Source organism: Rhizobium sp. Root1204 (assembly GCF_001424965.1).
Lineage (GTDB): Bacteria > Pseudomonadota > Alphaproteobacteria > Rhizobiales > Rhizobiaceae > Pararhizobium.
In genome coordinates, this window is sequence record NZ_LMCZ01000005.1 from 195,745 (window position 1) to 209,471 (window position 13,727).

A 13,727-nucleotide genomic window follows, 5' to 3' on the forward strand; every position below is an offset into this window, starting at 1 on the left:
CAGAACTAGATGGAGGAAACGATGAGCAATTGGGTGGAAGTCTGCGCAACCGACGAGATTGATGAAGAGGACGTCATCCGCTTCGATCATGACGGCAAAACGTTTGCGGTGTACCGCAGCCCGGACGACCGGTTCTTTGCGACCGACGGGCTCTGCACGCATGAAAAGGTCCATCTCGCCGATGGGCTGGTGATGGACGACATCATCGAATGTCCAAAGCACAATGGCCGCTTCAGCTACATGACCGGCGAAGCCAAGGGTGCCCCTGTCTGCGTCGATCTCAAGACCTACCCGGTCAAGGTCGAGGATGGCAGCGTCTTCGTTTCCTTGGGCTAAGGGATAGGGTCATGACGCAGATTGTCATCATCGGCGCGGGGGAATGCGGCGCAAGGGCTGCCTTTGCCCTGCGGGAAAAGGGTTTTGCCGGGAAGATCATGCTTATCGGCGCAGAAGACCATCTTCCTTACGAGCGCCCGCCTCTCTCGAAGGATGCCTTGCTGCAAGGCCACGCCCCGAAACTGGTGTCGGAGGCCGAGCGTTATGAGGCTGCCGGCATCACTGTTTTGACTGGTATCAGCGCCGAAAGCATCGATCCGGCGGCGAAGGTGGTGCGGCTGTCTGACGGCCGCAGCCAGCCTTACGATCAGTTGCTTCTGACGACCGGCGCGCGGCCGCGGCCATTTCCCGGCCTGTCCGGTGCCTGTCAGCGCATCCGGACGCTGCGAACCCATGGCGATGCCGTCGCGATCCGCGCCGCGCTTCAGCCCGGCAGGCATCTCGCGATCATCGGCGGTGGATTCATCGGGCTGGAATTGGCTGCGGCCGCGCGCAAACTGGGCGCCCGCGTGACGCTGGTCGAAGGTCTGCCCCGTATCCTCAGCCGCGGCGTCCCTGAAGAGCTGGCCGCCGTGGTTGCGGAACGGCATAAGGCGGAGGGTGTAGAGATTCACTGCGGCGCAAAAATCCGGAGCTTGCAGGAAAGCCGGGAGGGCGTAAGCGTTCTTTTCGAGGATGGCGGCGCGCTTGATGCCGACCTGATTGTCGTCGGGATCGGGGCCATACCGAATGTTGAACTTGCCCGCGATGCCGGGCTTGCAATCGACAACGGTATCGCCGTCGATACCCATTTGAGAACATCCGCACCGGACATCTTTGCTGCCGGTGATTGTTGTTCTTTCCCGCTGGCGCATTACGCAGGACGCCGGCTGCGGCTGGAGGCCTGGCGCAACGCGCAGGAACAGGGCCAGCTTGCTGCCGCCAATCTCCTGGGTGCAGACGAAGCTATCACCGCAGTCCCGTGGTTCTGGTCGGATCAATACGACCTGACATTGCAGATCGCTGGCATTGCAGATGGGGCGGCGCAGACTGTCCGGCGCGAGGTCGCCGATGGCGCCTTCATCCTCTTCCATCTCGACGCCGGTGGCCGCCTGATCGCCGCCAGCGGCATCGGTCCCGGCAACGCCGTCGCCCGCGATATCCGCTTGGCCGAGATGATGATTGCGGCCGGGATCCATCCTGATCCAGCAGCACTTGCTACGCCGGCGATCAAACTGAAGACACTGCTGACGGCTTAAGCGCAGCACATAGCAACATAAACGAGCCACGGCAGCGTCTTTATCGCGCGTGGCAATGGAGAAACATGTCATGAGACACCGCCGCCCGACTGTCGCCGATCTTCTGTCGATAAAGGGAAAGCGTCAGCTGAGCATGCTGCGCGTCGAAACACTGAAGGAAGCAGATGCCGCGGAAAGGGCTGGGGTAGACCTCGTCTCCGTGCCGCCGTCATTGCTCGGCGCGGCTTTTCGGGAGGCGGCCCCTTCCGTCTTTGCCTTTCCCGGCCTGGAATATGGTGACCTTGTAACAGCGGATGAATATATCCGCGCCGCGTTTCAGGCATTGAAAGCGGGCGGCGATGCCGTTTATTGCGCAGCAGGTCTTCAGACGGTGCGCCGCATGCGAGACGAGGGCATCCCCGTCTGCGGCCATGTCGGGCTTATCCCGTCCAAGGCCACCTGGACCGGTGGTTTTCGCGCTGTTGGCAAGACGTCGCTCGGTGCGCTGGAGATATGGCGCCAGACCAAGGCACTCGAAGAGGCAGGGGCATTTGCGGCAGAGATCGAGGTCGTTCCGGGCGAAGTCGCAGCGGCAATCAGTGAACGCACATCGATGCTGATGCTGTCAATGGGCGCAGGCACCGGTTGCGATGCGCAATATCTCTTTGCCGACGATGTGCTCGGTGCCAACAAGGGGCATGTCCCCCGTCACGCAAAGATCTATCGCAACTTTGCCGCTGAGTACGAGAGGCTGCAGCAAGAGCGGATCGCCGCCTTCTCCGAATATGTGGCCGATGTGAAATCCGGTGCCTATCCCGCCAAATCCCATTTGGTGGGCATCGATCCGGTGGAACTGGAAGCGTTCCTGCAGTCGATGGCTTAACGCCGCGGGCGCTCATCCCGGCAGACAGGGTGCCGGTACCTGCTGTTGGCCGCCCCAGTAGCATCCGCCATATCGCATCCAGAAAATCCGCAACACCGCCCGGCGTGAAACATTCAACGAAAGCAAGATTGACAATGCGACACTACGTTCTGACCGTATCGTGCAAATCCACCCGTGGCATTGTCGCGGCGATTACCGGCTATCTGGCCGACGAAGGCTGTTACATCACCGACAGTTCGCAGTTCGACGACATGGAAACCGGCCTGTTCTTCATGCGGCTGACTTTCATCAGCCAGGAAGGCGCTGCGCTTGAGAAGCTGAAGACCGGGTTCGAGGCGGTGAAGACCCGGTTTGGCATGGACGCCGATATCCGTGNCTGGCCGACGAAGGCTGTTACATCACCGACAGTTCGCAGTTCGACGACATGGAAACCGGCCTGTTCTTCATGCGGCTGACTTTCATCAGCCAGGAAGGTGCTGCACTTGAGAAGCTGAAGGCCGGGTTCGAGGCGGTGAAGACCCGGTTTGGCATGGACGCCGATATCCGTGATTCCGAGCACCGGATGAAGGTGCTTTTGATGGTGTCGCGTTTCGGCCATTGCCTCAACGATCTGCTCTACCGCTGGAAGATCGGCGCTTTGCCGATCGACATCGTCGGTGTGGTCTCCAACCATTTCGATTACCAGAAGGTAGTCGTCAATCACGACATCCCGTTCCATCATATCCCGGTGACCAAGGCCAACAAGGCGCAGGCGGAAGCCCGGATGATGGACGTGGTCGAGCAGACCGGCACCGAGTTGATCGTGCTTGCCCGCTACATGCAGATCCTGTCGGATGCCATCTGCCAGAAGATGTCGGGGCAGATCATCAACATCCACCATTCGTTCCTGCCGTCCTTCAAGGGCGCCAACCCCTACAAGCAAGCCTATGAGCGCGGCGTGAAGCTGATTGGTGCCACCGCGCATTACGTTACCGCCGATCTCGACGAAGGCCCGATCATCGAGCAGGACATCGCCCGCATCACCCATGCGCAGTCGGCCGAGGACTATGTCTCGATCGGCCGCGATGTNTACCGCCGATCTCGACGAAGGCCCGATCATCGAGCAGGACATCGCCCGCATCACCCATGCGCAGTCGGCCGAGGACTATGTCTCGATCGGCCGCGATGTCGAGAGCCAGGTTCTGGCGCGCGCCGTGCACGCCCATATCCACCACCGCACCTTCATCAACGGCAATCGCACCGTGGTGTTTCCGGCAAGCCCGGGATCCTATGCCTCCGAGCGCATGGGGTGATTACAATTTCCACAAGTTGATGATCGATCCCATCCATCCTGAATCCCGTATGTGACCACATTCCAGGAACCCGAAAGTGCGTGCGTGTCAGCCTATTCCCTTTGAAAACAGCTATGCGACGGCGCTCGGGTTCTTGTGCAGCCGCAGTTTGCGCGATGATGCGCTGGCAGGCTCGGCACGCTGTCGAAATCGTGACTGAGCGAGGAGGCCGGCGAGGGCCATCAATCCTGCTTCACCGCAGCGATGCCCGCAAGCCCGCGGTTCGTATCCGGTGGCACGGCAGCCTGATCGAGTGCAGGCAAGGGTAGCTCTCTGACGCAGAGTTGAGAAAAGCTGCAGATCAGTGCCCGCTCGGCAGTCGGCGACGGAAAGCGGAAAATCCTACAAGCCCCCCTGCAAGAACAGGAGCCGCGCCTATATAAGGTTGAGACAATCCAGGCATGAATGCACCGGGACAAGGCCATGAAAACCGCCGCTAGCGAACCCGAACACCTCCGCGACTCGCTCGCCTCGCTGCCGGAACCTCTCGACCTGGAATTTCTCGTTTTGCCAGACAATGGCTGGCGCAGACAGGACGATTTTCTCAAACCGCCTTTGGAGAGATTAATTACCGCCACCGATCCGCTTTCTCAACGCCTCCGCTGAACAAGCCTCTCGAATCCGAAACAAGGAGAAACCAGCCATGACCGAGAAGACACCGCGTACGCGCCGTATGGCCCCCCTGAGAACGCCGTCAGGCCTTTCGGAAGACGCGACCCGGGATATCTCCGCCGCGATGAGAGCCTTGCTCGCCGATGTGTTCGCCCTCTATCTGAAGACGAAAAACTTCCACTGGCATATGTCGGGTCCGCATTTCCGCGACTATCACCTGCTCTTCGACGATCAGGCAGCTCAGATTCTGGCCATGACCGATCCGCTCGCAGAACGCGTCCGCAAGATCGGCGGCACGACGCTGCGCTCGATCGGCCATATCGGCAAGCTGCAGCGGATTGCAGACAATGATGCCGATTACGTCGATCCGCAGGATATGCTGGCTGAGTTGCGCGACGATAATGCCGACCTTCTGGCAAGCATGCGCGAAACGCGCGCACTTTGCGACGAACATGGCGATGTCGCCGGCACAAGCGTCTTGGAAAACTGGATAGACGAAACAGAACAGCGCGTCTGGTTCCTCTTCGAGACGAGCCGCAAGGGCAATTCCTGATCGAAACGCACAGGTAGAATCGCGATTGCAACAGGCAGGGTGGCACCAGGGTGCCGCTTTGCCTGATGCCACCGGCTACATCCTGTCCCCCAAGCTGGGCTTTGGGCACCCATACCGCCGCCTACGACCGCGTGCGTTGATGCCTGCTCAAGCTCCGCAGTTTACACGATCGCGACAGATTTTTGGGCGATACAGCCGTTTGTAGTGGCCTTCCTCAAACCTGATCTTTTGTTTGCGCTGGTGTTCCAACAATTGCGCTGAAGGCGCATGAGACCTTTCGATCCCGACCGGCTTGGCTGTCGAGCAGCTCGTGGTCACCAAGCCAATCGTTGCGGCTATGGCGAAAGCTCTGAAGATCGTCGTTGCTTTTCGCATCCCGGGGCCTTCCGCCTGCTTTTGTGCATTTCGACAAGAGTAGGCCAGAATGAATGAACCCCGGCTGAACCGTGAGGCGAACGATCGCTACCGGACGAAAACACCCGGCCACAATCTTGCCTTCCAACCGCGCCTTTTCCGTCGTGTTTGATTAAAAGTTTATTAATCCAGCCTTCCTACACATGGGCCTTTGCTGGATGACTTTCAGATGAACGAAGTGCTCATCGAAGGTTCAGATCAGCGGCTCTATTTCTCAAGCGAAGCAGCCGCTTCGCTTTTTTAACACCGAGGAAATCACATGAAGGCTATCGGTATTTTACTCGCATCCCTTTTCGTTGCCTCTACGGCTTATGCGGACGACATTTCGCTCGGTATTCCAGGCTATGGCGGCAGCGGCTGCCCTTCCGACAGCGTATCGGCGACTTTGAGCCCGGATGGCAAAGCCCTGAGCCTGCTGTTTGACAACTATGTCGTGGAAGCCGGCGGCGAGACAGGCAAATCGTTTGATCGCAAGACCTGCAATGTCGCTATTCCAGTCCACGTTCCGCAGGGACGCAGCGTCTCGGTACTGGCGATCGACTATCGCGGTTTCAATCAGTTGCCGCGCGGTGCACGCTCGCAATTCAACGTCGAATACTTCTTCGCCGGCGCCCGCGGCCCGGCCTTCACCCAGACGTTCACCGGTCCAAAGGAGAAGGACTACCTCATTACCAACAAGCTCGTGGCGAATTCACTGATCTGGTCGGCCTGCGGCGAGGATGTGAACTTGCGGACGAACTCCAGCATTCGCGTCAACACCACGAAAAATCAGGAAGCCATGGCAACGGTGGATACGCAGGACGTCAAGGCTGCCATTGTCTACCAGCTTCAGTGGCGCACCTGCCGCTAACATCGAAGCGGATCGGGGCAGCCCCAGTATGCTGCCCCTTGTTCTTTATGAGGGTTAGTTGTCATGCGTTCCCCAGTTTACCTACCCGTGAACTTGTTTGCCTTTGCAGTGCTGAGCGCCGCCACCGGACCGGCGCATGCTGCGAACGGCTGCGCTGACGGCACTTTTTCGAGCGTCCATTCGCCGGATGGCAATGCGACCAGCGTCCTGTTCGATGATTTCTCCGCAACAGCGGGCGGCGGTTCCGGAACGTCGCGCGCAACAAGCACCTGCAACTTAAGCGTTCCTGTTACCAATCCGGGCGGATACACGGTCTATCAGGTCGATTATCGTGGTTTTGTCACCACACAGGACGGGCAGGCTGCCTCTATCGTGACGCAGCAGGACGGCAAGACCGTTCTGAACCACCAGATCACCGGCCCGCTCGACGATGATGTCTCCGTCGGCAATCGGATCGGAGTGTCCGGCTCGGATACGCTGGAACTGGCGGTTATCGTCGGTGCAACGGGATCCTTGAATGTGACGGACCCCGAGGCCGGTCTTTTTCTCGATTCCATCGATTTCGCCCGGGTGGGTTTTACGACGGCACAGTCGGTAACGAACTCGGCGGACCAACTGGCGCGCCAGAGGCAATCGATCGTCCTTGACCTGATGGACACCGCGCAAAATTTGCTTGGGCAATCGCAACGGTTTGACAGCGGCAATTACCTCAGCGCATTTGGGAGCTCCGACGCCGCCGCCGGTTTCAACGGACGCTGGAACGCCGGAAATGGCGTGAGCTTTCTCGGTGGCGCAGCGGTTGTAAACCCAAACAGGACCGGCGTTTCCATCGATACACTTGTTCTGTTGGCCGGTGCGGCGCGTTACACCACGGCGGAGGCGCAATGGCGTGCATTCGGCGAGGCCGGCGCCTGGGGCTCGCCCAAGGTATCGGCCAACCTGTCGCGCAGCTATTTGAACATGACCGACATGGTCTTTGCTGGTGGGACAGCGTCCGGGTCGCTGTTCAGTGCCTATGGACGTATCGGGGCAATCTATGCCCCCGACGATGCCAATGAAATCGCCTTTTCTGCCCGGTTCACCCGGTCCTGGCTGGATCTTGATGGTTATCGTGAAGCGGGAACCGGCGCCAATGTCTTTGCGGCAACCGTGAAGGGCGGCCGCTCCGAGGCCGACACCGTGAGCGCCGAAATCGCCTGGAGCCACGATACCGGCGGGCAACTGGACTATACCGTTGCAGGTGCCATTGGCCGGACGTTTGCGGGCAGGAACGGCGCCAAAGCCTCGGTGGATTGGGTCGGCGATGTCACCGGCACGGCCGACGACCAGGACTTCGCAACACTGGGGGGCCGGGTCGGCTGGAAGATCGACGAAATCTGGAAGGTCGAGACATCCGTGTCTGCGACATTCCGCGAGCAGGACAAGCCCGACTGGAATATCGGCGGGCAGTTGAAGGCCTCGTTCTAACAATCAACTAAGAACAGCGTCCAACCGGAAGCTGTTCACCAGCACCGGTTGGACAGAATACGCGGGTGGGCGGCCGATCCCGGTCGTGCCGCCACCCGTTCAAAACGCGATCCATGCCATGGCGGCCGGATCAGATCGCTGACGTCAAAGTTTCCAGCTACACTCCCAGATCCTTGAGCAGGACATTGGCAGTAATCGTTCCCATCGCCGAAATCCCGTTGCCGGGGTGACAATGCGGGCCTGTCATATAGAGACCCCTGATCGGGGACTTGTACTGGGAATAGCCTGGGAAGGGGCGGAAAGCCCCCCATTGCGCGAGCGTTCGCTCGCCGCCGGTCGGGCTGCCATTCACAAACGAGCGATTGTAGCGGAAGAGATCCTCGGGCGTATGGACGACAGAGTTGATGATATTGCCGCTGTCGAGGTTGGTGACATGTTTGCGGACCTCGTTCAGCATCGTCTCGCCAAAGGCCTCCTTCACATCATCCCATTTCTTTCCCGATCGCAGCTTTGACGGCACGACCGTGTCGAGCGACAGGGTATGTTTGCCGGCCGGTGCCCGGCTCGGGTCGCGAATGGTCCAGTTGACATAGACCAGGTTCGGCTCACTCGGCAGTTCCCCCAGTTCGATTTCGGCAAACTGATGCCTGATCTTGTCGACGCTGCCGAAGAAGCGATGAAAGGCGATGCCATCCAGGCTCTCTTCACGGAATTGCGGCCGTTCGTTGAGTGCCAGGTGAATGCGCGCAATGCCGTGGTCTGAATAGCTGAAATGCCTGACCGCGGTTCTGAAGTTCTCGGTCAGATGCTCTTCGTCGATCAGGCGCAGGAATGTCTGGGTTGGATCAAGGGCCGTGACGACGCCATGCTTGGCGATATAATCGTTGCCATCAGCCGTGCGCACGCCTTTGCATCTGCCGTCCGAGATGATGAACTTTGCAATGTCTGCGCCGGTGACGATCATGCCGCCGCGGGATTCAATCAGCCGGCACATCGACAGAGGCAGTTGCTGGCTTCCACCTTCCGGAATGGCTTGCCCGTAATGATGAACCGATGGCACCATGACGTAGAATCCAGCCCCCATTCCTTCCTGATCCGGGCGAGTGTGAGGCGCAAGCGACCATCCGAGGATCAGCGCGCGGATCGCATCATTCTCGAACTTCTCTTCGACAAAAGCCCTGGCACTGAGATTGAATTCTCTCAATCGGCGAAGCCCTTCCGGGCTGCGTTCCATTGCGGCGGGCTGCAGGCTCGGGAGGTTTGGCGGTGAAAAGACTCCCCGGATGAACCCGTCCCGGATCTCGGCGAAGTCGTCGACGATCTTGCGGTAGGTGGCAGCATCCGCCCTGCTATACTGCGCGATGCTGTCGCAGGTCCTCTCAACATCCTTGTAGACCACAACGCCCGGCCCATCGGCAAACGGATGGCCGGTTATCTTGTCTTCACCCCAGAGATACTTCAGGCCGAACTTTTCCAGTTCAGGCCGCAGGTGCTGGTTGAAATCGGGGTTCATGTGGATGAAAATATGAGAAGAACTGAAGAGATCATGTTTGAACCCCGGCGCGACGATCTCCTGCGTTACGGCTCCACCTCCCACCCACTCGTTCTTTTCAAGCACAAGTACCTTGAGGCCTTTCACGGCAAGCATGCTGGCGCAGGCGAGACCGTTGTGGCTACCGCCGGCAATAATTACATCGAAATCACTCATCGCACGCTCCGTGTCCGGTTGTCTTCACCGCACAAACAGCAACGCAGAAAAACAAGTCGCTAGTCTCATTTTCGACAAGTGCCCGGATTTTCGTTGGCCTAATTTCATCGGGCTACCGGTGGAACATCAGTGCCATCATTCGTGAAATATCATGTAACTTTTTTGTGCATTTAACGCCTCGATGGCAGGAGATAAGAATGACGCGCGTCAAGCTGAAACACCTGGCTTATGTGACTTATGCGGTTGACGATCTGAACAAGCTTGAAAGTTTCCTGACAGACTTTGGCCTCCAAACCAGCCACAAGACGAATGATGTCCTCTACATGCGGGGCGCCGGTACTGATCCCTACCTCTATGTTGCAGAGAAAAGAGCGAAACCTGAATATATCTCGCTTGCATTCCAAGTTCAGACCCGGGGCGATCTTGAAGTTGCCTCGGCAATCGCCGGCGCTTCCAAGATTGAAAAATTGAACGCACCGGGCGGCGGCGAGCGTGTCCGGCTGGTCAGCCCCGGCAAGCAGGTCATTGACCTTGTCCACGGCATTGCTCCCGTAGCGGCATTGCAGACCCGCCAGACATTTCCGTTGAACATTTCCGATACTCAACCGCGCAAGAACCGCCCCGTGCGCCAGCGAGCAGAGGCGACACCGGTCCTCCGCCTTGGCCATTGCGCCCTGTGGGTCGAGGATGGAGCCGCGGAAACGGCCTGGTTCCTCAAGCATCTCGAAATGGCCGCATCCGACTATATCTGCATACCGGGAGACCCTGAGCCGAAAGTGGTCGGCGCATTTCTCCGCATGGATCATGGGGCAGACTTCGTCGAGCATCACTGCATCCTGGTCAATGAATCGATCAATGCCGGCTGCCATCACGCCTCCTTCGAGGTGCTCGATATGGACGCCGTCTTCGCTGCCCACGAATTTCTGCGCACACGCGACTGGTCGCTCGACGCCGGCGTCGGACGCCACTACCTCGGCAGCCTGATCTATGACTACTGGACCGACCCCTTCGGCAACCGCATCGAGCATTATACCGATTCCGACATCATCAATGATGAGTATCAGCCGACACGTTTCGTCGGCGGAGCGGAAGAAACGACCCAGTGGGGCATGGCCCCTCCACCACAGTTCTTTGCCTGACAGCGCAACCGCTTATCACGAGCAGCGGCGCTGCCGCTGCTCCATCAAACAGCTGAGGACGCAAACATGACTCTCGAAGTTTTGCTACAAGCCGCCAAGATCGATGAAGCCAAATGGCTGGATTTCCCGGACTACGGTTTTCGCCAGTATTTTCTCTACAAGAACGAAAGCACCGGCGCATCCATTGCCCTTTTGGAATTCAATGAAGGCGGCGGGGTGCCGATCAAGCATTCTCACGCCTCCAACCAGTTCATGTATTGTCTGGAGGGGGAGTACGCCTACACGAGCAGCGATCTGACGCTACGCCCGGGCGATTTCTACATGAACCCCAAGGATCACCCGCACGGCCCGACCATAGCCCGCAAGAAGTCTGTTCTGCTCGAGGTCTATGACGGCCCGCATTACTACGAGAAGCCGGTATTTCACCGCGATGATACCATTCAGGGTTTTCTCGCAAAAGTTTCCGAAAACGGCACCGTCTGACCAACCACCCAAGATACGCGTTTAATGAGGGTACCCCATGAATTTCCGTCGCGTGACATCTCCGCTGGCACCGGAACCGGCCGCCGATCTCTGGTCCAACTGCCTGGTCGCCAACAATGTTGTCTATATTTCAGGAATGACCGCCCGCTCGCTGACCGATCCCGAAGCGGTCAGCGGTGACAACGAGTACGAACAGACGAAAGCCGTACTTTCAAAAATCAAGGGACTTATCGAAGCCGCAGGCGGGCAGATGGCCGACATCGTCAAGTTGACGATATTTGTCACGCGGATCGATCAGCGCGCCCATGTCTGGCGGGCGCGAAAGGAGTTTTTCAGCGGCAACTTCCCGGCCTGTTCACTCGTCGAAGTGAGTTCGCTCGCCAAGCCTGAAATCCTGATCGAAATAGAGGCCATCGGCCACCTGCAAGAGGTTGAGGCACATGTCGCGCCTTGACGAAGAGAGCCGCCGAAGGCTTGGGCAGGTCAGCGTCGCCACACTGGCGACCTGTCTCTTTCAATACGGGCTCCGCAACTGCGTCATGCAGGATGTACGGCCGCTCAACCCCAATGTGACACGTGTGGTCGGGGAAGCTTATACGCTCAGATTTATCCCCTCGCGGGAGGATCTGGACAGCATGGCCAACTATTCCCGCCCGGACTTTCTCCACCGCAGGGCGATAGAGGAATGTCCGGCGGGGAGCGTGCTGGTCATCGACAGCGGGCGTCGAGCCGAGGCCGGTTCTGCCGGTGACATCATGGTCACGCGGTTAAAAGCGCGCGGTGTTGCCGGTGTCGTCACCGACGGCGGATTTCGCGACACGCCCGATATCAGGCAGCTGGATTATCCCGCCTTTCACCAGGCACCCGCGGCGCGGTCAACACCGATCTGCCTCTCGCCGGTAGACGTCCAGCAACCGATCGGGTGTGGCGGGGTCGCCGTCTATCCGGGTGACATTATCGTCGGCGACGCTGACGGCATCATCGTTATACCAGCCCACCTTGCCAGCGAAGTTGCAGAAAAAGCCATTGGAATGACGCGATACGAGACGTTCGCGACTGAGCAGGTTGTCAAAGGGCGTAGTATTCTCGGCCTTTATCCTGCAACCGCCGAATCGCGCGAGGAATATATCCTCTGGGAACAGCACGGGGAAAGAGGATAGAAATGTTCGCTGCTCGTCGCCACAGCTATGCTAGAGCAGATGTGTCAGTCCCCTGCAACGCCGCCGAGCATCGGCTCCAGATCGAGATGGGCATGTACGAAGAACTCCAGGGGCCACTTGAGGCCGTTGCAACAGCCGATTTCTACCGCCAGCTGATCGATTTTGCCAAAAGCAAGGTACCGGTGGACGTCGAATGGGTGGTCCGCTATTCGCCTTTTGCGCCACCCGCTCTTCTTCACTGTGCCAAGCGCGTGGAGATCCGGACCCTTGTGGATCTGGACATGGTCAACAAGCTCTATGACGGCGGCTTCTATAAAATGGACCCGTGGTTTCGGTACTGGACCAGCTATCGGGCCCCCGGCGTAGTGACGGCAGAAAACCTTCCCAGTCATCAGGCCAAGGACGATTTCTATTCCGCCCTAAAGCCATTTCTCGGGGATATGGACGTGATCGCAATGTTTCTGCCAGCCTATGGTGGAAACAGCATCACGATGTTTCTGGAGCGCGAGGAGCGCTTCAATCATGAGGAAAGTGTCCGGTTGCAGGAGATCTATCCGATCATCCGGTCGCTTCATGAGGTCCACATCAAGTCACTGATGACACAGGCCTGGCTGGGAGCCCCGGCAGCGAAGGATTCGTTGCTGCAATTGCCTGCTGCGGTGCAGATCCTGGATATGCACCACCGAACCCTCTACGAATCCGAGCAATGGCGTGCTGCCAAGCGGCAGTTTCCCAGCTTTGCCCGAGCCGCCGAAACCGTGCGTGCAACAGGCGAGCGGCGATCGACCAAAATGGATTTTGGAACATTTCACGTCGATTGCATGGATTTTCCCGATCTTTGGGGCCGGAATCTCAAGGTCATCACATTCGAGCATAGCCAGAGTGTCGCGACCCCACTGGACATCGAAAAGGCGATCAGCGAGTTTGAGCCTGTCGTCTGGACGCCACGGGAACGGGAGATGGTACGCCTTATTCTGTGGGGCAATTCTAACGAAAAAATCTCCGAAGTTCTGGATATCGGCGTCGGCACCATTCGCAATCATCGCAAGCGGATCTACGACAAACTCTATATCTCCGCAGAGCGGGAACTGTTTGCGATGTTTCTGAACTCTCTCATCGGGGAGGCCCGAGTGGCCTGAAACACGAGGCGGGTCAGACGGCGGCTACATCTTCTCTGCAGTCCCTTGCTGTAGCCCTTCCTGCTTCTCTTAAAATGCGCAGAACTGTTGCTCCAGGAAAATACGCCATTAGTGAAATTTGGGACAAGCATTCTGCCATCTTCATTGCATGATGACGATCAGCTCCAACTAAAGAGAGCATGACGGATAAAAAACGAGGGTGAACCAATGATTTCCAGAATGCTGCCTTGCGTGCCGCCTGGGATTGTCACGATCGAAATTTTCGTGACTAAGCAGACCTGAAAAACTTGATGCTATTTGTTTTCCAGCTTGACGTCGCGTCATCAAAACCGCGATCAAGGTATAATTTCGACATACCATAGATATCACCACACATATCTGCGCCGAAATTTAGTATATCATCATCAGTAGGCGGCGTAACCGATTTTCAATGGA

The 13,727-nt window shown here is 58.0% G+C and carries 14 protein-coding genes and 2 pseudogenes; 15 read left to right on the forward strand and 1 reads right to left on the reverse strand.

What is annotated here, in order from left to right; translation table 11 throughout:
- Positions 1–21: 21 nt before the first annotated feature.
- From ASC96_RS07410 to ASC96_RS07445, 10 genes and pseudogenes are all read left to right on the forward strand, one after another.
- The gene (locus ASC96_RS07410) at positions 22–336 is read left to right on the forward strand and encodes a MocE family 2Fe-2S type ferredoxin (RefSeq protein ID WP_060502449.1); all 315 of its coding nucleotides are present in this window, start codon (positions 22–24) and stop codon (positions 334–336) included.
- A gap of 11 nt (positions 337–347) precedes the next feature.
- Positions 348–1,574, forward strand: a complete 1,227-nt coding sequence (locus ASC96_RS07415; RefSeq protein ID WP_060502399.1) for an FAD-dependent oxidoreductase — start codon at positions 348–350, stop codon at positions 1,572–1,574.
- Positions 1,575–1,644: 70 nt separating this feature from the next.
- On the forward strand, positions 1,645–2,436 hold the full coding sequence (locus ASC96_RS07420; protein ID WP_060502400.1) for a 3-methyl-2-oxobutanoate hydroxymethyltransferase: 792 nt from the start codon (positions 1,645–1,647) through the stop codon (positions 2,434–2,436).
- A 134-nt stretch (positions 2,437–2,570) separates the two neighbouring features.
- Positions 2,571–2,811: ACT domain-containing protein (locus ASC96_RS33740; RefSeq protein ID WP_348270794.1), on the forward strand; the 241-nt coding region annotated here is incomplete at its 3' end.
- Position 2,812: 1 nt separating this feature from the next.
- A pseudogene (locus tag ASC96_RS07425) lies at positions 2,813–3,504 on the forward strand (formyltetrahydrofolate deformylase); the annotation flags it as partial.
- Between the two features lies 1 nt (position 3,505).
- Positions 3,506–3,728, forward strand: a pseudogene (gene purU, locus ASC96_RS33745) (formyltetrahydrofolate deformylase); the annotation flags it as partial.
- Between the two features lie 462 nt (positions 3,729–4,190).
- Positions 4,191–4,373, forward strand: coding sequence for a hypothetical protein (locus tag ASC96_RS07430; protein ID WP_156393915.1), 183 nt, complete (start codon positions 4,191–4,193; stop codon positions 4,371–4,373).
- 37 nt (positions 4,374–4,410) lie between these two features.
- Positions 4,411–4,932, forward strand: coding sequence for a DNA starvation/stationary phase protection protein (locus tag ASC96_RS07435; RefSeq protein ID WP_060502402.1), 522 nt, complete (start codon positions 4,411–4,413; stop codon positions 4,930–4,932).
- Positions 4,933–5,605: 673 nt separating this feature from the next.
- Entirely contained in the window at positions 5,606–6,196 is a 591-nt protein-coding gene (locus ASC96_RS07440; protein ID WP_060502403.1) for a DUF4360 domain-containing protein, read from the forward strand.
- A 63-nt stretch (positions 6,197–6,259) separates the two neighbouring features.
- On the forward strand, positions 6,260–7,663 hold the full coding sequence (locus tag ASC96_RS07445) for a DUF4360 domain-containing protein (protein WP_082511978.1): 1,404 nt from the start codon (positions 6,260–6,262) through the stop codon (positions 7,661–7,663).
- Between the two features lie 157 nt (positions 7,664–7,820).
- On the opposite strand, the gene ASC96_RS07450 is transcribed toward ASC96_RS07445, so the two are convergent.
- Positions 7,821–9,371, reverse strand: coding sequence for an NAD(P)/FAD-dependent oxidoreductase (locus ASC96_RS07450; protein ID WP_060502405.1), 1,551 nt, complete (start codon positions 9,369–9,371; stop codon positions 7,821–7,823).
- 197 nt (positions 9,372–9,568) lie between these two features.
- Here ASC96_RS07450 and ASC96_RS07455 point away from each other — a divergent pair, with 197 nt between their 5' ends.
- The 5 genes from ASC96_RS07455 to ASC96_RS07475 all read left to right on the forward strand — a co-directional run bounded on the left by ASC96_RS07455 (position 9,569) and on the right by ASC96_RS07475 (position 13,292).
- Positions 9,569–10,510 carry a VOC family protein gene (locus ASC96_RS07455; RefSeq protein ID WP_060502406.1) on the forward strand — a complete coding sequence of 314 codons (942 nt, stop codon included), beginning with the start codon at positions 9,569–9,571 and terminating at the stop codon, positions 10,508–10,510.
- A 66-nt stretch (positions 10,511–10,576) separates the two neighbouring features.
- A complete protein-coding gene (locus ASC96_RS07460; protein ID WP_060502407.1) occupies positions 10,577–10,993 on the forward strand; it encodes a cupin domain-containing protein in 417 nt (138 codons plus the stop codon).
- Positions 10,994–11,030: 37 nt separating this feature from the next.
- Positions 11,031–11,447, forward strand: coding sequence for a RidA family protein (locus ASC96_RS07465; RefSeq protein WP_060502408.1), 417 nt, complete (start codon positions 11,031–11,033; stop codon positions 11,445–11,447).
- A complete protein-coding gene (locus ASC96_RS07470; RefSeq protein ID WP_060502409.1) occupies positions 11,434–12,153 on the forward strand; it encodes a ribonuclease activity regulator RraA in 720 nt (239 codons plus the stop codon). Before ASC96_RS07465 ends, ASC96_RS07470 begins: the two co-directional genes overlap by 14 nt.
- 92 nt (positions 12,154–12,245) lie before the next feature.
- Positions 12,246–13,292 carry a helix-turn-helix transcriptional regulator gene (locus tag ASC96_RS07475; protein WP_162246333.1) on the forward strand — a complete coding sequence of 349 codons (1,047 nt, stop codon included), beginning with the start codon at positions 12,246–12,248 and terminating at the stop codon, positions 13,290–13,292.
- Positions 13,293–13,727: the final 435 nt, after the last annotated feature.

Coding starts and splice junctions, on each gene's coding strand:
- ASC96_RS07410 (WP_060502449.1), top strand. CDS start 22: ATGAGCAATTGGGTGGAAGTCTGCGCAACCGACGAGATTGATGAAGAG.
- ASC96_RS07415 (WP_060502399.1), top strand. CDS start 348: ATGACGCAGATTGTCATCATCGGCGCGGGGGAATGCGGCGCAAGGGCT.
- ASC96_RS07420 (WP_060502400.1), top strand. CDS start 1,645: ATGAGACACCGCCGCCCGACTGTCGCCGATCTTCTGTCGATAAAGGGA.
- ASC96_RS07430 (WP_156393915.1), top strand. CDS start 4,191: ATGAAAACCGCCGCTAGCGAACCCGAACACCTCCGCGACTCGCTCGCC.
- ASC96_RS07435 (WP_060502402.1), top strand. CDS start 4,411: ATGACCGAGAAGACACCGCGTACGCGCCGTATGGCCCCCCTGAGAACG.
- ASC96_RS07440 (WP_060502403.1), top strand. CDS start 5,606: ATGAAGGCTATCGGTATTTTACTCGCATCCCTTTTCGTTGCCTCTACG.
- ASC96_RS07445 (WP_082511978.1), top strand. CDS start 6,260: ATGCGTTCCCCAGTTTACCTACCCGTGAACTTGTTTGCCTTTGCAGTG.
- ASC96_RS07450 (WP_060502405.1), bottom strand. CDS start 9,371: ATGAGTGATTTCGATGTAATTATTGCCGGCGGTAGCCACAACGGTCTC.
- ASC96_RS07455 (WP_060502406.1), top strand. CDS start 9,569: ATGACGCGCGTCAAGCTGAAACACCTGGCTTATGTGACTTATGCGGTT.
- ASC96_RS07460 (WP_060502407.1), top strand. CDS start 10,577: ATGACTCTCGAAGTTTTGCTACAAGCCGCCAAGATCGATGAAGCCAAA.
- ASC96_RS07465 (WP_060502408.1), top strand. CDS start 11,031: ATGAATTTCCGTCGCGTGACATCTCCGCTGGCACCGGAACCGGCCGCC.
- ASC96_RS07470 (WP_060502409.1), top strand. CDS start 11,434: ATGTCGCGCCTTGACGAAGAGAGCCGCCGAAGGCTTGGGCAGGTCAGC.
- ASC96_RS07475 (WP_162246333.1), top strand. CDS start 12,246: ATGTACGAAGAACTCCAGGGGCCACTTGAGGCCGTTGCAACAGCCGAT.